The organism is Enterobacter cloacae complex sp. P16RS2, from assembly GCF_014982155.1.
GTDB classification, from domain to species: domain Bacteria; phylum Pseudomonadota; class Gammaproteobacteria; order Enterobacterales; family Enterobacteriaceae; genus Enterobacter; species Enterobacter cloacae_M.
In genome coordinates, this window is the sequence record NZ_JADCKW010000001.1 from 29,278 (window position 1) to 48,406 (window position 19,129).

General features: G+C 57.1%; 18 protein-coding genes and 1 tRNA gene. 8 read left to right on the forward strand and 11 right to left on the reverse strand.

The window, feature by feature from the left end:
- Window positions 1-54 precede the first annotated feature (54 nt).
- Window positions 55-924, reverse strand: a complete 870-nt coding sequence (gene pldA, locus INF68_RS00140) for a phospholipase A (RefSeq protein WP_045357184.1) — start codon at window positions 922-924, stop codon at window positions 55-57.
- Window positions 925-1,087: 163 nt separating this feature from the next.
- Here pldA and yigI point away from each other — a divergent pair, with 163 nt between their 5' ends.
- Window positions 1,088-1,555, forward strand: coding sequence for an acyl-CoA thioesterase YigI (gene yigI, locus INF68_RS00145; RefSeq protein ID WP_008501538.1), 468 nt, complete (start codon window positions 1,088-1,090; stop codon window positions 1,553-1,555).
- A gap of 51 nt (window positions 1,556-1,606) precedes the next feature.
- Window positions 1,607-2,503: an EamA family transporter RarD gene (gene rarD, locus INF68_RS00150; protein WP_023309622.1), complete on the forward strand. Its 897-nt coding sequence runs from the start codon at window positions 1,607-1,609 to the stop codon at window positions 2,501-2,503.
- Window positions 2,504-2,586: 83 nt separating this feature from the next.
- On the opposite strand, the gene corA is transcribed toward rarD, so the two are convergent.
- From corA to INF68_RS00185, 8 genes are all read right to left on the reverse strand, one after another.
- Window positions 2,587-3,537, reverse strand: a complete 951-nt coding sequence (corA, locus tag INF68_RS00155) for a magnesium/cobalt transporter CorA (RefSeq protein ID WP_008501540.1) — start codon at window positions 3,535-3,537, stop codon at window positions 2,587-2,589.
- A 151-nt stretch (window positions 3,538-3,688) separates the two neighbouring features.
- On the reverse strand, window positions 3,689-3,745 hold the full coding sequence (gene ysgD / locus INF68_RS23125; protein WP_212743980.1) for a YsgD/CorL family protein: 57 nt from the start codon (window positions 3,743-3,745) through the stop codon (window positions 3,689-3,691).
- 149 nt (window positions 3,746-3,894) lie between these two features.
- The gene (gene uvrD, locus INF68_RS00160; protein ID WP_023333805.1) at window positions 3,895-6,057 is read right to left on the reverse strand and encodes a DNA helicase II; all 2,163 of its coding nucleotides are present in this window, start codon (window positions 6,055-6,057) and stop codon (window positions 3,895-3,897) included.
- Between the two features lie 79 nt (window positions 6,058-6,136).
- A complete protein-coding gene (yigB, locus tag INF68_RS00165) occupies window positions 6,137-6,853 on the reverse strand; it encodes a 5-amino-6-(5-phospho-D-ribitylamino)uracil phosphatase YigB (RefSeq protein WP_126787373.1) in 717 nt (238 codons plus the stop codon).
- Window positions 6,853-7,755 (reverse strand): tyrosine recombinase XerC, encoded by a 903-nt coding sequence (xerC, locus tag INF68_RS00170; RefSeq protein WP_109846482.1) that lies wholly within the window; start codon window positions 7,753-7,755, stop codon window positions 6,853-6,855. Before xerC ends, yigB begins: the two co-directional genes overlap by 1 nt.
- On the reverse strand, window positions 7,752-8,459 hold the full coding sequence (locus INF68_RS00175) for a DUF484 domain-containing protein (protein WP_109846483.1): 708 nt from the start codon (window positions 8,457-8,459) through the stop codon (window positions 7,752-7,754). Before INF68_RS00175 ends, xerC begins: the two co-directional genes overlap by 4 nt.
- On the reverse strand, window positions 8,456-9,280 hold the full coding sequence (gene dapF, locus INF68_RS00180; RefSeq protein ID WP_126787386.1) for a diaminopimelate epimerase: 825 nt from the start codon (window positions 9,278-9,280) through the stop codon (window positions 8,456-8,458). The genes INF68_RS00175 and dapF overlap by 4 nt, the downstream gene beginning before the upstream one ends.
- A gap of 35 nt (window positions 9,281-9,315) precedes the next feature.
- The gene (locus tag INF68_RS00185; protein ID WP_045403858.1) at window positions 9,316-9,519 is read right to left on the reverse strand and encodes a lipoprotein; all 204 of its coding nucleotides are present in this window, start codon (window positions 9,517-9,519) and stop codon (window positions 9,316-9,318) included.
- A 135-nt stretch (window positions 9,520-9,654) separates the two neighbouring features.
- Here INF68_RS00185 and cyaY point away from each other — a divergent pair, with 135 nt between their 5' ends.
- On the forward strand, window positions 9,655-9,975 hold the full coding sequence (gene cyaY, locus INF68_RS00190; protein WP_023333807.1) for an iron donor protein CyaY: 321 nt from the start codon (window positions 9,655-9,657) through the stop codon (window positions 9,973-9,975).
- A gap of 95 nt (window positions 9,976-10,070) precedes the next feature.
- Here the strand turns inward: cyaY and cyaA are convergent, their stop codons facing one another.
- The gene (cyaA, locus tag INF68_RS00195; RefSeq protein WP_126787372.1) at window positions 10,071-12,614 is read right to left on the reverse strand and encodes a class I adenylate cyclase; all 2,544 of its coding nucleotides are present in this window, start codon (window positions 12,612-12,614) and stop codon (window positions 10,071-10,073) included.
- Between the two features lie 349 nt (window positions 12,615-12,963).
- On the opposite strand from cyaA, the gene hemC reads away from it, so the two are divergent.
- The 5 genes from hemC to INF68_RS00220 all read left to right on the forward strand — a co-directional run bounded on the left by hemC (window position 12,964) and on the right by INF68_RS00220 (window position 18,445).
- Entirely contained in the window at window positions 12,964-13,905 is a 942-nt protein-coding gene (gene hemC / locus INF68_RS00200) for a hydroxymethylbilane synthase (protein WP_148110275.1), read from the forward strand.
- Window positions 13,902-14,642 (forward strand): uroporphyrinogen-III synthase, encoded by a 741-nt coding sequence (gene hemD / locus INF68_RS00205; protein ID WP_126787370.1) that lies wholly within the window; start codon window positions 13,902-13,904, stop codon window positions 14,640-14,642. Before hemC ends, hemD begins: the two co-directional genes overlap by 4 nt.
- Window positions 14,643-14,662: 20 nt before the next feature.
- The gene (gene hemX / locus INF68_RS00210; RefSeq protein WP_126787369.1) at window positions 14,663-15,859 is read left to right on the forward strand and encodes a uroporphyrinogen-III C-methyltransferase; all 1,197 of its coding nucleotides are present in this window, start codon (window positions 14,663-14,665) and stop codon (window positions 15,857-15,859) included.
- Between the two features lie 2 nt (window positions 15,860-15,861).
- Entirely contained in the window at window positions 15,862-17,061 is a 1,200-nt protein-coding gene (hemY, locus tag INF68_RS00215; protein ID WP_126787385.1) for a protoheme IX biogenesis protein HemY, read from the forward strand.
- Between the two features lie 172 nt (window positions 17,062-17,233).
- Entirely contained in the window at window positions 17,234-18,445 is a 1,212-nt protein-coding gene (locus INF68_RS00220; RefSeq protein ID WP_126787368.1) for an MFS transporter, read from the forward strand.
- 507 nt (window positions 18,446-18,952) lie between these two features.
- Here INF68_RS00220 and INF68_RS00225 read toward each other — a convergent pair.
- Window positions 18,953-19,029 (reverse strand) — tRNA-Pro (locus tag INF68_RS00225).
- Window positions 19,030-19,129: the final 100 nt, after the last annotated feature.

Below are 19,129 nucleotides of genomic sequence, written 5' to 3' on the forward strand. Positions count from 1 at the left end.
TTTCAGCGCCTGAGAGAGAAACTTCAACGTTTAACGCAAAAACATTCGAACAGCCTAGAGAATATCGTTCAGCATCACGCCCACGCCGACGCGGGTCTGGTTGAAGTTGTAATCGATAAGCGACTCGCCGTAACCGCTGTACACCTGAGTATAGATGCGGACATGCTTCGTCATTGGATAGCTTAAGCCCACTTCCGCACCGCCGTAGCCGGTGTTCCAGTTGTACTGGCCTTTGGCGCTGAGCACGGCATCACCTAACTGATAGCCGACTTTAAGCTGGTAGTAGCCCATATATTTGGTGATGTCCGGGTTGTCATCCGTGCTGCCGACCACATACCACGGCTTCACTTCCACCATCCAGTTACCGTTCTGCGCCATCAGGCGCGTATAGGCACGGTTCCAGCTGCGGGATGTCGGGTCAGAGCGACCGTTGGAATCATGGTTAAAGCCCACTTCGACGTCACGCAGCGTCCAGCCCGCAAACTCATAATCCGTTGCAAAACCGAGGAACAGCTGCGGCTCATAGTTGGTTTCACGGAACGGTGAGGACTCTCCGCTGTTAGAGAGCTGCCACCAGGATTTCTGAGTGTAAGACGCCCCGAGCACCGAGTTTGGCCCCAGAATACCGCGCCAGAACGGGAACGCGAGGCTGAGCTGGAACTTCACCTCATCTTTACGCGCATTATCAGACCAGTTATAGGAGCTTATCGCCTCTTTGTTGAGATCGCTGGTCTGGGTATAAATCACATAGTTGGTGTCATACGGATAGAGCGTGAACGGATTGTCATGCTCCTGAAGAAGGTTCGCGATAATGCTACCGTGAACGGCAGGTTTATCATGCACCTCTTTAATCGTCGCTTCCTGCGCATATGCTGTGAGGGGCAGCGCAACCGCCGCCAGTAACCAGGCCAGATACGTCCGCATCGGTGGTGTTCTCCTGCAAAAGAGTAAAATTAGCTGAATAGTTATGTGGCGAACATTCTACAGACTTCTGCGACAACTGCTGCATCCTCGTTTCTGAAAGTGGAATTCCTTGTTGCCGAGGCATAAAATCAACATTTCGTTAACAATAAGGATGTGATGCCTCATGTCAGCCATGCTTACCGCCGAAGAAGTGTTAAAACTCGTGGGCGAGATTTTTGTTTACCATATGCCGTTTAACCGCGCGCTGGGACTGGAGCTGGAACGTTACGAGAAAGACTTTGCCCAGCTGAGCTTCAACAACCAGCCGATGATGGTAGGTAACTGGGCGCAAAGCATTTTGCACGGCGGCGTGATTGCCTCCGCGCTGGACGTGGCGGCAGGTCTGGTCTGCGTGGGCAGCACGCTGACCCGCCATGACACCATCAACGAAGACGAACTCCGCCAGCGTCTGGCGCGCATGGGCACCATTGATTTGCGCGTCGACTATCTTCGCCCGGGGCGCGGAAATCGCTTTACCTGTACCAGCAGCCTGCTGCGCGCGGGAAATAAAGTTGCCGTGGCGCGCGTTGAATTACACAACGAAGAACAGGTGTATATCGCCAGCGCAACCGCCACTTATATGGTGGGTTGAGGCGGCAAAATCGGGTAAAATTAATTCACTTTTTTGTAACGGATTTTCCCGATGGATGCTAAACAGACGCGGCAGGGCGTTTTACTCGCCCTTGCCGCTTATTTTATTTGGGGTATCGCCCCGGCGTATTTCAAGCTTATCGCCTACGTTCCGGCCGATGAGATCCTGACTCACCGCGTTATCTGGTCATTCTTCTTTATGATTGCGCTGATGAGCCTCAGCCGTCAGTGGTCGGGCGTCAAAACGCTGCTGCAAACCCCGAAAAAGATTTTCCTGCTGGCGCTCTCAGCGGTGCTGATTGGCGGCAACTGGCTGCTGTTTATCTGGGCGGTGAATAATCATCACATGCTCGAAGCGAGCCTGGGGTACTTCATTAACCCGCTGGTGAATATCGTGCTGGGGATGATTTTCCTCGGTGAGCGCTTCCGCCGGATGCAGTGGGTGGCGGTGATTCTGGCCTTCTGCGGCGTACTGGTGCAGCTCTGGACCTTCGGCTCGCTGCCGATTATTGCCCTCGGCCTGGCGTTCAGCTTTGCGTTCTACGGCCTGGTGCGTAAGAAGATTGCGGTGGAAGCGCAGACGGGAATGCTGTTTGAAACCCTGTGGCTGCTGCCCGTGGCGGCGATTTATCTCTTCGGCATCGCCGACAGCGCCACCAGCCATATGGGCAGCAACCCGTGGTCGCTGAACCTGATGCTGATGGCAGCGGGCGTGGTGACCACCATTCCACTGCTGTGCTTCACCGGTGCCGCGACGCGTCTGCGTCTCTCCACGCTGGGCTTCTTCCAGTACATTGGCCCGACGCTGATGTTCCTGCTGGCGGTGGTGTTTTACGGCGAGGTGCCGGGGGCGGATAAGATGGTAACGTTCGCCTTTATCTGGGTGGCGCTGGCGATTTTCGTTGCCGATGCGATTTATACCCAGCGCAGGGTGCGCAAAGGGCTGTGATGTTGCCCTCACCCTAACCCTCTCCCACAGGGAGAGGGAATTCGATCGTAAGGCGGGTAAGCGCAGCGCCACCCGCCAGATTTTTACAGCCAGTTCCGGCGCTTAAAGTACAGATACGGCGCCAGCCCCGCGAGGATCATAAAGATAATCGCCCCCGGGTAGCCAAAGCTCCATTTCAGCTCCGGCATAAACTCAAAGTTCATCCCGTAGCTGGACGCCACCAGCGTCGGCGGCAGGAACACCACGGACACTACCGAGAAGATCTTGATGATACGGTTCTGCTCGATGTTGATAAAGCCCATCGCCGCCTGCATCAGGAAGTTCACCTTCTGGAACAGAGATTCGTTGTGCGGCAGCAGGGATTCGATATCTCGTAAGATCTCACGCGCCTGCTCCAGCTGACCGCCCGGCAGACGCGCCTTGCGCACCAGGAAGTTCAGCGCGCGCTGGGTATCCATCAGACACAAGCGCACCTTCCAGCCGATATCTTCCAGCTCTGCCAGCGTGGAGAGCGCTTCGTCGTATTCATCGCCCTGATGGCCTTCCATGATCACGCGGCTAAGCTTTTCCAGATCGCTGTAGATGTTTTCAATTTCGTCCGCCAGCTGTTCAATTTTGGTCTCGAACAGATCGAGCAGCAGCTCGTAAGCGTTACCGTCCACCATTGCCTGGCTGCGGGCGCGCATACGGTAGAGGCGAAATGCCGGCAGCTCGCGCTCGCGCAGGGTAAACAGACGGCCGTCGCGAATGGTAAACGCCACGGTGGAGTTACCCGCGTGGTCTTCCGCATCTTCAAAGAAGAAGAAGGAGTGAATATGCAGACCGTCTTCGTCTTCAAAAAAACGCGCGGATGCTTCGATGTCTTCCAGTTCCGGGCGGGTTGCCAGGCTTTGCCCCAGTTCAGATTGTACGCGAAGGCGTTCATCATCGTCCGGCTCGACCAGATCCACCCATACGGCATCAATGAGGGGCTGTGACTCTTCGGCTTCAAGCCGAGTCAGTCGGTTATTTTCGAGTTGAAATGCGCTCAACATGACCGGGACTCCCAATGCAAAAAATATCGGACAGTTCGGTGGGCACACAGAAACAAATTGGGTTTCAGACCATTAAACAGCCTGACTCAGCGCGACGGGAATAATGCAGGTCGCTGACAACCACTAAGGCCATCAGCAAGAGGAGATAGCCTTAGGAGTTGTTCCTGGATGACAGGGAATTGAGCCAGTATCTACTGGGTGTGTCCAAGGCGAATGTCCTCTTAGCGTAATCGTGCGCGCATGTTACGCCAGCTATAACTGTGGCGTCAACACGCAACGGAACGCTGAAGGGCATTAATTGACCTTCACTGTATAAGGCTAGCAGATTATTACAAAATAATGATATTTTTCTGAATGTTAGACTGTTTCCAGCTTCGCATAGGCCGCCACCAGCCATTTGATCCCCTGCCCCTGGAACGCTACCTGCAGGCGGCTGTGCTCGCCGCTGCCTTCCAGATTCACAATGGTACCTTCGCCAAACTTCGAATGGCGCACGCGCTGGCCCAGCTTGTAGCCGGTGTCGGTTTCCGCAATCGGCGATCCCATGCGCTGATGGCTGACCGGACGGCTGATGCTCGCCCGCAGACGCACCTCTTCCACGCACTCCTCCGGCAGTTCGCCGATAAAGCGCGACGGACGGTGATAAACCTCTTTACCGTACAGACGGCGGGTTTCGGCGTAGGTTAGCGTCAGCTTTTGCATCGCACGCGTCACGCCCACGTAGGCCAGACGACGTTCCTCTTCCAGACGTCCGCCCTCATCCAGCGACATCTGGCTCGGGAACATCCCCTCTTCCATCCCGACGATAAACACCTGCGGGAACTCCAGACCTTTGGCGGAGTGCAGGGTCATCAGCTGAACCGCATCCTGCCAGGTGTCCGCCTGCCCTTCACCCGCTTCCAGCGCGGCGTGGGAGAGGAACGCCTGCAGCGGCATCAGGTCTTCGTCTTCTTCGTTGTAGCTGAACTGGCGCGTTGCCGTCACCAGCTCCTCTAAGTTCTCAATACGGGTCTGGCCCTTCTCGCCTTTCTCCTGCTCGTACATGGTGCGCAGGCCGGAATCTTTAATCACCCGGTCGGTCTGCACGTGCAGCGGCATGTCGGCCGTTTCCTGCGCCAGAGCGTCAATCAGCTCAAGGAAGCGCTGTAATGCGCTGGCGGCGCGTCCAGCGAGGGCTTTTTCCTGCAGCAGCTCGCGGCACGCCTGCCACAGCGTCAGCTGGCGATCGCGCGAGGCCTGACGCACCACGTCCAGCGTGCGGTCGCCAATCCCGCGGGTCGGCGTATTGACCACGCGTTCAAACGCCGCGTCGTCGTTACGGTTCGCAATGAGGCGCAGATACGACAGCGCATCTTTGATTTCCTGACGTTCGAAGAATCGCATGCCGCCATAAATGCGGTACGGCATGCTCACCTGCAGCAGCGCCTCTTCCAGCACGCGCGACTGGGCGTTGCTGCGGTAGAGAATGGCGCACTGCTCCAGCGCGCCGCCGTTGTCTTGCCAGGTTTTGATGCGGTTCACCACGAAGCGGGCTTCGTCGAGCTCGTTGAAGGCGCAGTAAATCGAAATCGGTTCGCCGTCGACGCCGTCGGTCCACAGCTTTTTACCCAGACGCCCGTTGTTGTTTTCAATCAGGGCGTTGGCCGCGCTCAGGATGTTGCTGGTTGAGCGGTAGTTCTGCTCCAGACGGATGGTCTGTGCACCTGGGAAATCGTTGAGGAAGCGCTGGATATTCTCCACCTGCGCCCCGCGCCAGCCGTAAATCGACTGATCATCGTCGCCCACGATCATGACCTTGCCGGTATCACCGGCCAGCAGGCGGATCCACGCGTACTGAATGTTGTTGGTATCCTGGAATTCGTCCACCAGGATATTGGTGAAGCGTTCACGGTAGTGCTGCAGGATGTGCGGCTTGTTGAGCCACAGCTCGTGGGCGCGCAGCAGCAGCTCGGCAAAATCCACCAGACCGGCGCGATCGCACGCTTCCTGATAGGCCTTGTAGACGTTCTGCCAGGTCTGCTCGACCGGGTTGCCGAAGCTCTGAATGTGGTGCGGGCGCAGCCCCTCGTCCTTCTGGCCGTTGATGTACCACATCGCCTGACGCGGCGGCCACTGCTTCTCGTCGAGGTTCATCGCCTTGATCAGGCGCTTCAGCAAGCGGAGCTGGTCTTCGCTGTCGAGGATCTGGAAATCCTGCGGCAGGTTGGCGTCCATGTGGTGCGCGCGCAGCAGGCGGTGCGCCAGGCCGTGGAAGGTGCCGACCCACATGCCGCCCTGGCTGGTGCCCATCAATTGGGCGATGCGGTGGCGCATCTCCGCCGCCGCCTTGTTGGTGAACGTGACCGCCATGATGGAGTACGGGGAGCAGTTTTCCACGCTCTGCAGCCAGGCGATACGGTGAACCAGCACGCGCGTCTTACCACTGCCCGCCCCAGCCAGCACCAGCAGGTTGGTACGCGAGGCGGCAACCGCGTCACGCTGTTTGTCATTAAGGCTGTCGAGCAGGTAAGAAACGTCCATTGGCACCGTCACGTCATGTCGGGCGGGCAAATGTTTCCATTCGCCAAAACCCTGTTAATTTATACAGAACAATTGATGATTATATCAGCGTCGTGAGGGATGCCAACCGTGAAATTTCCACGTGCGGCAGAAGACGGCTGTCGGTTGCGGTCATCAGCTCCGCATTTTCCGGCTTGATCCAGCAGGCCTGCATCCCGCAGCGGATAGCACCGGCCACGTCCGTGGTCAGGTCATCCCCCACGTGCAGAATGTTACCCAGCGGCAGGTTAAGCTTATCTGCCGCCAGATGGTACATATCATTAAATGGCTTCGCGCGCCCGTGAGGACCCGCACGCAGCACGAACTCAAAATAATCGCTGAGGCCAAACAGCTCGGGCTGGGCATTGCCGTTGGTGATGGCCACCAGCGGCCACTTCTCGGCAAGCTTCGCCAGCGTGTCGTGGGTCTCCTGCGGCACGTCGATACGGCTACGCCATTTGGCAAAGTTTTCCATGGCCGCTTCAGCCCCGATGGCCGCGTCCTGCGCGCTCAGGCCGGCATTAAGCATCGCCTGCTCGACCGCACGACGACGCCATTCGGTCACGTCGTGGTAAATGTCCGGCTCGGTTTCCCTCAGGGACTGACGGAGCTTCTGAAAGTCCTTGTTCTGCATCGCTTTCAGCGCGGGATGGTAGTTCTGCACAAACGCCAGCGACTCCTGCTCGGTACGCAGGATCACCTCGCTGTTGTCGTAAAGGGTGTCATCAAGGTCAAACGTCAGGGCTGAGATCTGACCAAGTGGGCGGTAAAAACGCATTATTTCCCCCGTTTGGCGCGTGGATGCGCCGCGTCATACACCGAGGCAAGGTGTTGGAAGTCTAAGTGGGTATAGATTTGAGTGGTCGAAAGATTCGCGTGGCCAAGCAGTTCCTGCACGCCGCGCAGATCGCCGCTCGACTCAAGCATGTGTGTCGCAAAGGAGTGGCGCAGCTTGTGCGGATGAACGTGGCTGTTCAGCCCCTGCTTAATGCCCCACTCCGCAAAGCGCTTCTGGACGTTACGCGCCGAGATCCGTTTGCCAAGCTTCGACAGGAACAGCGCATCCTCTTCGCTGCCAAACAGCCCGCGCAGGTCAAGCCAGTGCTCAATCCACGAAACCGCATTGCGGCCAATCGGCAGGCGGCGCTCTTTGCTGCCCTTGCCCATTACCCACACTTCACCGGACTCCAGATCGAGGTGTTTGATATCAAGATTAACCAGCTCTGACAGACGCAGCCCGGCACCGTACATCACCTCCAGCATCGCGCGGTCGCGCACGGCGAGCGGATCGTTAAGGTCGATATCCAGCAGGCGGTTTACGTCGTCAACGTCGATATTTTTAGGCAGATGGCGCGGCGCTTTCGGCGTGGCGATCCCCTTTGCCGGGTTGGCTTTTAAGCCCCCCTGGCTGACCAGCCAGTCGAAGAAACTGCGCAGCGCCGAGAGCCTGAGCGCCAGGCTTGCCGGGCTGAGATTTTTTTTACGGCTACGCACGACGAACCCGCGTACCGTCGCAGCGTCACATTGTTGCCAGCTTTTCAGGCCGATTTCGGCGGCGATCTGCATGATGGCATCAAGCTGACGCTGGTAGTTGAGCAGGGTAATGGGGCTAAGCTGACGCTCCACGCCCAGATAGCGCAGAAAGCGCGAGACGTCAGTGGCGAGCAGTCCGTTCGTCATACGCGCTCAATCCAGCGCTCCAGCAGCTCGGGCAGCATCAGGGCGATCTCCTGCAGCAGGTGCGTGGCTTGCCCCTGCTCATAGTGATGCGCATCGCGGCTGGTAAATAACATGACACCCAGATCGCCATCGCGCCCCATCAGCGACATCGCCACCGAGCCAATCGCTTTGGCTTCCGGTAACACCACCAGCAGCTCAGGCCCGTTCAGCGGCCCCAGATAGTGGTGCTCATGGCCCAGACGCTGAATGCGCAGCGGTTCAAACGCCTGACGGCTAAGAGCCAGATGGGTGAACCCCGACGGTGCGCCAATGCGCCAGCGGTCAGGGAAAAGCCGAATCGTCGCGCCCGCCAGCCCCAGCTCGCGAGCCCAGCGGTGGAAGCGGCTGAGGAACTCGTCAAGACTGTGCGCCGACGCCAGACGCGCCTGCAGATGCAGCAGACGATAGAACAGGCTTTCGTTGTTGCTGGCCTGCTCCATCAGCAGCGTCATATTCTCTTCAAGCTGATTGATGTGGTTGCGCGAGCGCGCCATGTGCCATTCGACCAGCGACACGGTCCCGCGAACCGGATGCGGCACGCGCATCTCTTCGACGACGCGTGCATTGCGAATAAAGAACTCAGGATTGCGCAGCAGATAATCAACAACAGCTCTGTCGTCCAGTTCCGTCACTGTTTCCTGCAGTTCTTCCCCTGGTTGTTTCATAGATGGATAAACCCGTCATAGACATGTGCCGCCGGGCCCGTCATATACAGTGGATGACCCGGTCCTTTCCAGGCGATATCAAGGCGACCGCCCGGTAACTCCACGCGAACCTCTTCAGCCAGTAACCCCTGGGAGATGCCCACGGCCACCGCTGCACAGGCGCCGCTTCCGCAGGCCTGAGTCTCGCCCGCGCCGCGCTCGTAAACCCGCAGGCGAATGTGCTCGCGCTTCACCACCTGCATAAAGCCGATGTTCGCGCGCTCCGGGAAACGTTCGTGGCTTTCCAGCGCCGGGCCGAGCGTTTCGACCGCGGCGGTTTCCACATCATCAACCTGAATCACGCAGTGTGGGTTACCCATTGAGACGACGCCGCACAATACTGTCTGCTCGGCCGCACGCATAATATAGGTCTTTTCCGCTTTGTTTGCGCGAAACGGCACGACGGAGGGCTCGAAGTTAGGCTCGCCCATGTTCACGCGCACCAGCTCATCATCGGTGACGCTGAGCACCATGCGGCCATTGGCCGTGCTGACGCGGATATCACGCTTGTTGGTCAGCCCTTTCAGGCGGACAAAGCGGGCAAAACAGCGCGCGCCGTTGCCGCACTGGTTAACTTCGCTGCCGTCCGCGTTAAAAATACGGTAGTGGAAATCGAGGTCGGGATCGTACGGTGGCTCGACCACCAGCAGCTGATCGAACCCCACGCCCAGATGCCGATCCGCCAGGCGACGGATCAGTTCCGGGGAGAAAAACACATTCTGCGTTACCGCGTCGACGACCATAAAATCGTTGCCAAGGCCATGCATTTTAGAGAACTGCATCATTTGCTCCATTGCGCGGGTACAGAACGTTGTCGTCAGAGATTAACCTGAGTCGGGCCACCGTTATCGCCACGATCGTTAGTATTTGGCGTGGTGGACTCAATGCCGCTTTGCGCGGGTTTCGTCGGCGGCGGCGCGGTTTTATCCGCAGGTGGGAAGTACAGTGGTCCCTTCAGTCCGCAGCCAGTCAGGCTAAACAGCGTGATGAGAACGGCAAGCGTTCGGAAAGCGTTTTTCATTATAAAGTTGCCCGTAAGTTCAAATCTGTTTCTATCATCGCAGGAGAAGACACAAAAGCAAGAGTTTGCCGCTTTCCTGCAACGGGAATTATTTAGGGTTATACTGCCGGCATCACGAAAAACAGGAACAAAACCATGAACGACAGTGAATTCCATCGCCTTGCCGACAACCTGTGGATGACCATCGAAGAGCGTCTTGACGACTGGGATGGCGACAGCGATATCGATTGTGAAATCAACGGCGGCATTCTGACCCTGAGCTTCGAAAATGGCAGCAAAATTATTATTAACCGCCAGGAGCCGCTTCACCAGGTCTGGCTGGCCGCGAAACAGGGCGGCTATCATTTCGATCTGAAGGACGGGGAATGGGTTTGCGACCGCAGCGGCGTACCGTTCTGGGATCTGCTGGAACAGGCGGCAACCGCGCAGGCGGGTGAGGCTGTGAGTTTCAGGTAGTTTTGTTGCCGGGTGGCGCTGCGCTTACCCGGCCTACGGGTTCGAGCTGTTGTAGGCCCGGTAAGGCGTAACCGCCACCGGGCGAGCGAAAAGGCTCAGGAGAAATACTGCTGCAACAGCGGCGCGGTGTCCTGATTGGCAGGCGCGGCAGGCGTTACGGCCTGGGTGCGGAACGGGATCACCTGCGTACGACCGTCGACGTTCACAATCTGGTAGAACTGCGGCAGGTTAAAGTTGATAAAGCTTGAGCCGTAGGTGAAACGGTCATGCGAAGAGGAGTAGAAGCGGCTGACGTCGCGCACCAGCTCCTCTTTACTGCCTTCACAGTGGTGATACACCTCGGCGCGGTTGGTCTCATCAAGAATGTAGATGTTGAACCCGGCATCGTCGCCCGACTCTTCAAAGAAGAACTGAATAATCCCTTCGCTGGCGAATCCGTCCACCACCTGCGGGAGCTTAACGTGGTTGGTTTCCACCTGCACCGACAGGCCATGTAGCTTGTTGTGTGAAATCGCGCCGTAGAACTCGATGGCGTTTTCCAGCTTCTGTACCGACACGTTCAGGCGTTCGAAGAACAGGCCCCAGGTCTGACCGGAAACGCGTAGCGCTTTAAAGCGTCCGGTTTCCTGACGGGTGCTGGACAGACGCAGTTCGATACACTCAGAAACCAGCTGCTGCACGCGGGTACGAATTAAACCGCGCAGGTGCTGGCTGTAGCAGAACACCTCAACGCTGTCCGGCGGTGCGGCATCCTGGTGCATCTTGCCGAGAATCGTTTTCAGCGCTTCGATCATCGCCTGCTCGCCGTTGAAATGCAGGGTACGCACTTCGTTCCACGAGTTGCGGTACAGCAGATCCACGCTGCCCACCAGGCAGTTTTGCTGCTCGCCAAAGCTGAAAACGTCCAGCTTGCGGAAGTCAAAGTGAACCACCTGATTGCGGAAGGCCGCCGTCGGGTCGTATTCCAGGTTGACGATAATCGCCAGATGGCGAATTTCGCACGGGCTGTAGAGCGCTTTCGGCGTTGGGGCGGGCAGACGCAGCGGGAAGTGGTGCGACACATCCGCGACCATCTCCTGCAGCTTAGCGAGATCTACCACCTCGTTACCTTTGATAAACAGGCGCGTGCGCGAGGTCAGCAGGCCGTTAAACCAGGCCCAGGCCACCAGCTTGTTCAGGTAGCGGTTATACTCCAGCGGCTGATGGCTGATGATTGAGTCCATGCTTGGCGCACGGTTATACAGATACCACCCGGTGCGGTTTGCGCGGCCCGGCGGCACATAGATAAAGGTCAGATTCGGTTCTGACAGGTCTGGCGAAATCTGCGGGTTAACCAGGGTGACTTTACCCGGCAGCGCTTCAAACGCGGCATACAGCTTACGGGTTAATACCCCGATGTCCTGCGGGCTGGCGGAAACGCTGAGGTTGTTACGGCGCGCAAAGCGGATCAGGTTACGATAGCTTTGCATCATCGCATCGAGCAGTTCGTTGTGCGCTTCACGCACCTGATCGATTTTCCAGTTGGCCCGGTTGTCGAGCATGGACAGACGCGCTTCGTCCCATCCCCACTCTTTCACTAACTGACTGACCACTTCACGACGCCAGCCCACGCAGGCGCGATCGCGGCTCAATTTCTCACAAACTTTGAGATAGAAACATCGACGCACCAGGTCAAGACGCGTGGTGTCATCAATGGCTTTCAGGTATTCGGTCACGCGCTCCAGCATCATGCAGTAGGCGTCCAGCCCGAAGGAGACAATCTCCCCGTCGTGCAAACGTTGCTTGATATCTTTCGCCAGCAGGCGAGGCGTGGGGTATTCCCAGGAATAGGCTTCAAGCAGCAGCGTTTTCAGCACCGCTTTGTACGGTGAGTCGATACTCTTATAGAGCTGCCAGAGGCTTGCGCCAAAATACTCTTCGGCTGACAGAGAGCTCAGACCGCCGAGGTCCAGCCATTCGTTTGGCGTCAGTACGCCCTGCGCGTAAAGCGACATGACGTAGTCATCGTAATGCTCTTCTTCTTCGCACGGGACCATATTCCACAGAATACGCTTCCCGGCCAGACGCACGGCAGTACGGTAAAATTCATCCAGCAGTAAGATGTGCTGAGTCGAGCCGCAGTCCTCACCACCCAGACTGCCGCTTTCGTTATGGCGGAAACGGTTTTCATCAATCAGGAAGAAGCTTACTTCCACGCCGAGCGAGGCCGCCCAGCTCTCCAGCAGGCTGCACTTGCGTTGCAGCAGCTGACGCTCGTCATTATCGAGCCAGGACTGATGGCAGACCCAGATGTCCAGGTCCGAAGAACAGCTTTGCCCTACCGATGAGGTGCTCCCCATCGAGTAAACGCCGGTAATCGGCAGTTCACCCTTTGGAGACTCCTGTGGCGGCATGCCGCGGTAGAGTTCCAGTTCGTTGAGGTAATGCTGTTGGGTTTCATCAGGCGTGAAAAGGCAAATGCCCTGGGGAACGTTACCGTCAAGGTAGCCAGGCATCAGCGGATGGTGATAGTGCAATAATGTCGGCAGCAGACTGTATACCTGCTGGAAAGCAGGGCCCATGGCAGCAAGCGCGCGATCCACACGCAGTTGATTTATGGCATCCAGTCTCTGTTTCAGAGTCTCAATATAGAGGTACAAGACGTATCGCCTGATGTTTCCGGGTGTCGCAGCTATTCAAAACACGAGTAACAGCGGACCCGCAGTATTTCAAAAAGATAACCGTTACCCTTTTTCGCCCTTATCATTTTTGGTGGTACCGACGAAAAAATGGTCTAAAACGTGATCAATTTAACACCTTGCCGATTGACCGTAAAGAAAGATGCGCTACATACAAGTGTAGCACCGTTCTGTACGTGTAAATTCCTGAATACGGCTATGGCTGACGAATACGCCGCCTTGTCCCTCTCACGCTTCATCAACCGTAAAACTGCCATCCCAGAGTCAACAATGTTAGGATGGTTAGCGATTGATAATGACGGTAACAAGCATGTTAGACAATGTTTTGAGAATTGCCACACGCCAAAGCCCTCTCGCGCTCTGGCAGGCACATTATGTGAAGCAGCGCCTGGAAGCCTGCCACAGCGGATTGCGCGTCGAGCTGGTGCCGATGGTCACGCGCGGTGACGTGATCCTCGATACGCCGCTGGCGAAAGTGGGCGGCAAGGGCCTGTTCGTCAAAGAACTGGAACTGGCATTGCTTGAGAACCGCGCCGATATCGCCGTACATTCGATGAAAGACGTGCCCGTCGAGTTCCCGGAGGGGCTGGGGCTGGTGACCATCTGCGAGCGCGAAGATCCGCGCGATGCGTTTGTCTCTAACCACTATGATTCGCTCGACGCGCTGCCAGCGGGTAGCGTGGTTGGCACGTCCAGTTTACGTCGTCAGTGTCAGCTGGCGGAGCGTCGTCCCGATCTGATCATTCGCTCGCTGCGCGGTAACGTCGGCACGCGTCTGGGCAAGCTGGATAACGGCGATTACGATGCCATTATTCTCGCCGTTGCCGGCCTGAAGCGTCTGGGGCTGGAGGAACGTATTCGCGTGGCGCTGCCGCCAGAGCTGTCGCTGCCGGCTGTTGGTCAGGGCGCCGTCGGCATCGAGTGCCGTCTGGACGATGCACGTACCCGCGCGCTGCTTGCTCCACTGAATCATGACGAAACCGCTATCCGCGTAAAAGCGGAGCGGGCGATGAATACCCGCCTCGAAGGCGGGTGCCAGGTTCCGATTGGCAGCTATGCTGAATTGACGAATGGCGAACTGTGGCTGCGCGCGCTGGTAGGCGCCCCGGACGGATCGCAGATGGTGCGCGGCGAACGTCGCGGAAAAGCGCAAGATGCCGAGCAGCTTGGCGTGTCGCTGGCGGAAGAACTGCTGGATAACGGCGCCCGCGAGATTCTGGCTGACGTTTATAATGGAGAGCCCCCTGCATGAGTATTCTCGTCACCCGCCCTTCTCCCGCAGGAGAGCAGTTAGTGAGCCGTCTGCGCGCACTGGGGCAGGTGGCCTGGAGTTTTCCGCTCATTGAATTCTCCCCCGGTCGGGAGCTCTCCGCGCTCGCCGACCAGATGAATATCCTTCAGGAGGGCGACCTGCTGTTTGCGCTGTCGCAACATGCCGTGGAATTTGCCCACGCGCAGCTGCAACAGCAGGGTTTGACCTGGCCAGCCGCCCCCCGCTATTTCGCGATTGGCCGCACAACGGCACTGGCGCTGCATACCGTAAGCAGCGCGGACGTTCGTTACCCGTTAGATCGGGAAATCAGTGAAGTCTTGCTACAATTACCTGAATTACAAAACATTGCCGGAAAGCGTGCGCTCATTTTGCGCGGTAATGGTGGCCGCGAGCTGCTGGGCGAAACGCTGCGTGAACGTGGTGCAGACGTGACGTTCATTGAGTGCTATCAGCGCTGTGCAAAACACTACGATGGCGCGGAAGAGGCGATGCGCTGGCACGCGCGCGGCATTAATACGCTGGTGGTCACCAGCGGTGAAATGTTACAACAGCTTTGGTCGCTGATACCGCTCTGGTATCGCGAAAACTGGTTACTCCGCTGTCGGCTTCTGGTCGTCAGTGAGCGTCTGGCGAACCAGGCCCGGGAACTGGGCTGGCAGGATATTCGGATCGCTGATAACGCCGACAACGATGCGCTGCTGCGCGCATTACAATAACTCTCAAATGGGAAGCCATAATGACGGAACACGACAAATCCTCCGCCGTGGTTGAAGAGACCAGGGAGACTGTGGAAACGACGCCACAGCCAGAGACGACAGAGAAAACCGCTGAGAAGAAAAACGGCAGCAACAAAACGAGCCTCGCGCTGAGTGCGATTGCCATCGCCATTGCGCTGGCAGCAGGGGTTGGCCTGTACGGTCTGGTGAAGCAACAGGGCGCTAACCAGACGTCCACCAGCGATGCGCTGGTGAATCAGCTCACCGCCCTGCAAAAAGCGCAGGAGACGCAGAAAACCGAGCTGGAAACGGTGATTAAGCAGCAGGCCGCCGCGCTTGCCGAGGCGAACAGCAAACAGGAAGAGCTGGCTAAACAGCTGGGCGACGTGCAGCAGAAAGTCGCCACGATTTCCGGTACCGATGCCAAAACCTGGCTGCTCTCGCAGGCTGACTTCCTGGTGAAGCTCGCCGGACGTAAGCTCTGGAGCGATCAGGACGTCACCACTGCCGCCGCGCTGCTGAAAAGCGCCGATGCGAGCCTGGCAGACATGAACGATCCGAGCCTTATCACCGCGCGTCGCGCGATCACCGAGGACATCGCCAGCCTCTCCGCCGTCTCGCAGGTGGATTACGACGGCATTATCCTCAAGGTGAACCAGCTGTCGAATCAGATTGATAACCTGCAGCTGGCGGATAATAACGACGACGACTCCCCGATGGATTCCGACGGTACCGAGCTTTCCAGCTCTCTGAGCGAATGGCGCATCAACCTGCAGAAAAGCTGGCAGAACTTTATGGACAGCTTCATCACTATCCGCCGTCGCGACGAAACCGCCGTGCCGCTGCTGGCGCCGAACCAGGATATCTATCTGCGCGAAAACATTCGTTCCCGCCTGCTGGTGGCGGCTCAGGCCGTGCCGCGTCATCAGGAAGAGACGTACAAACAGGCGCTGGATAACGTCTCAACGTGGGTACGCGCCTACTACAACACTGATGATGCGACGACCACCGCCTTCCTCGAAGACATTGATAAGCTGAGCCAGCAGAACATCACCATGAACGTGCCGGATAAGCTGGCCAGCCAGCCGATTCTGGAAAAACTGATGCAGACGCGCGTACGTAACCTGCTGGCGCAGCCGGGCGTGCCGGCAGAGCCGTCGGGCGGAGCGGCACCTGCTCCGGTTCAGGCGCCTGAAAGCGCACCGCAAGGAGAGTAATGATGCTAAAAGTCCTCTTACTCTTCATCCTGCTGATCGCCGGGATCGTGCTGGGACCTATGCTTGCGGGTCATCAGGGTTACGTCCTTATCCAGACGGATAACTACAACATTGAAACCAGCGTAACCGGCCTGACGATCATTCTGATCCTCGGCGTGGTGGTGCTGTTTGCGATCGAGTGGATCCTGCGCCGTATTTTCCGCACCGGTGCCCACACGCGCGGCTGGTTCGTTGGCCGCAAGCGCCGCCGCGCCCGTAAACAAACCGAGCAGGCGCTGCTTAAGCTTGCTGAGGGTGACTATCAGCAGGTTGAAAAGCTGATGTCGAAAAACGCCGACCATGCCGAACAGCCGGTGGTGAATTATCTGCTCGCTGCCGAAGCGGCGCAGCAGCGCGGTGACGAAGCCCGCGCCAATCAGCATCTGGAGCGGGCGGCTGAGCTGGCTCACGGCGACCCGATTCCGGTAGAAATCACGCGCGTTCGCCTGCAGCTGGCGCGCAATGAAAATCACGCGGCGCGTCACGGTATCGATCGCCTGCTGGAAGTTGCGCCACGTCATCCGGAAGTGCTGCGTCTTGCCGAGCAGGCGTATATTCGTACCGGCGCCTGGGGTTCGCTGCTGGACATCACTCCGTCGATGGCGAAAGCCGAGGTGGGCGACGATGAACATCGTGATGAGCTTCAGCGTCTGGCATGGATTGGCCTGATGGATCAGGCGCGCGCCGACCTGGGCAGCGACGGTCTGAAAACGTGGTGGAAGAATCAGAGCCGTAAGACGCGCCAGCAGGTTCCTCTGCAGGTCGCCATGGCGGAACATCTTATTGAATGTGACGATCATGACACGGCTCAGGAGATCCTCCTCGACGGCCTGAAGCGCCAGTATGACGATCGTCTGGTGATGGTGATCCCGCGTCTGAAAACCAATAATCCTGAGCAAATCGAAAAAGTGCTGCGTCAGCAGATTAAAAGCGTCGGCGATCGTCCGCTGCTGTGGAGCACCCTCGGTCAGTCGTTAATGAAGCATGGCGAATGGCAGGAGGCGAGCCTCGCTTTCCGTGCGGCGCTGAAACAGCGTCCGGACGCGTTTGACTACGCGTGGCTTGCCGATACGCTGGATAAGCAGCATAAGCCGGAAGAGGCAGCCGCCATGCGGCGTGACGGATTGCTGCTAACGCTGCAAAATAACGGTACGCAGCAGTAAATAAAAAGGAGGCCAGAGGGCCTCCTTTTTTTATTGCCTTTCTCCTGCTACATTCTTTGCACCCACATCCGCAAACGAATCCGCCAATGTAACGATGTCTTTTCATTAACCTTTTTTCACACACGCGCACATTTTGCAGCGTGGACTAAATCGTTTTTGAAAGGAAATCTCAATGAACTCGCTTTTGTATGCGCTTATCCAGGCGCTGCGCTGCCACCGCTGGCTGCGCCTGCTTGCCTGTGCTTTTATCTTTTCGTCACTGGGGAATGGTCTAACCCAGGTTGTGGTATTCGGTTTGCTGCTAGCGTGGTCAGCCCCGCCCGCTCTGCTCACTCTCGCTTTTCTTTTCGCTACGGTACCAGGTTTCATCGGCAGTATCTTCGGTGAGAAGCTGTGCTCACGCTTTTCGCCGATATCCCTGCTGATACTTACCGAGGTGCTGGGCCTGCTCGCCCTGCTCTTTCCCCTGCTTGGCGTAGGTTACCACAGCGTTGCCGCATTGCTCGCCGTGCAATCCACCGAAGCCCTGCTCAGCGGGATGAGCTGGCCTGCGTTGACATTGCTCTTTAAGCGCGGACTTAGCGAAGCAGAGCTGCCCGCTGCAACCTGTCTGGAAAATGTGATTTTTGCTTCTCAGGTGTTGTTAGGGACCGGACTCGGCGTGGTGCTGTTTCAGAAGACATCCGTGTTTACCCTGCTGGCCATTGATGCCGCGAGCTTTCTGGGCTCATTAGTACTGCTATGGCTGGCTGGACGCCGGTTTTCTCCGATACCAGGCCCCACCGCTATGGAAAAGGGGGATTCTGCAACATTACGCTGGCAGGCGTTGACCGTTCGGCAGAAACGCAGCCTGCTCATCCTACCGGCTCTGGCCGCCGTCGGCTCACCGGCGATGGCGCTTCTTCCGGCACTGGCCCAGCAGCTCCGTCCTCAGGATGCGGCGGGCCTTGCTTTGCCTTTGCTTTTCGCGAGGAGTCTGGGGCAGCTTTGTGGCCCCCTGCTGCTAAAAAAAGAGAGCCTGACGCGCGTTGCGGCCCACACGCCGCGAATAATCGTTTGCCTGAGCATCTTTCTGACCGCTTACGGCATTCTGCCGCTTTTGTCCGGGTGGACGGTATGTGCGCTGGGGATGATCTTTATCGCGCATCTGGCCTCGAATGTTCTCTTCGCTGCGGGCACGTTTGGCGTACTCAGTAGTTTTCCTCTCACGCAAACCGCTTCGGCCAGCGGTAAAGCCTGGCGCTGGCAAACGCTCAGCGCCTCTCTTTTCACCGGCATTGCAGCGGCGGTGGCTTCAGGGTTTGGCTCAGTACAGGCGCTCTATGCTGTCTCTGCATCGGCCCTGCTGATGGTTGCCCTGATCATGCGCTTGTATCGGGAATAAGGCATAAAAAAACGCCTGCTATAAAAGCAGGCGTTAAAACAGGTCTGTAAGACAACATATTTGGTGCTTCACTCAACGTTGTGTCCATGGTGTCTGATGAGGCCGAAGCGACATCTGTCAGTGGACGATAAGCACCGTAAATGGCTCTGCGTCATTCCTGAGTTTATGAGGCACTGAGGCGAACATAAGAGATGGAATGAGCATCTACACGCATATTATTGCACGTAACGTGCCAACATAACACCCATAACTTTTACATGACGCAACATTTTAAGATAAAAGGAAATTATGCTGCTAAGTGCCGTCTTAAGCGCTACAACGTATCGGGAAAAGGCAGGAATATGTCGCCAGGAGAAGACAGTAAAACCCATAAATTTTTTTTTATTTAAATTTCAATGAGTTGTATGTCGCTGTATTGCGACAAAGAAAAAGGACGCTGTCGGAGAATGACTACAGGGATGAGAAGCCGCAGAAAACAAAAAACCCCGCCGAAGCGGGGTTCAAAATTGGTCGGCGAGAGAGGATTCGAACCTCCGACCCACTGGTCCCAAACCAGTTGCGCTACCAAGCTGCGCTACTCGCCGATGTACTGCTTTTTGAATTTTTAGTTCAATTCATTTAAAAAGTCGTGGTGCGAGGGGGGGGACTCGAACCCCCACATCCAAAGGACACTAACACCTGAAG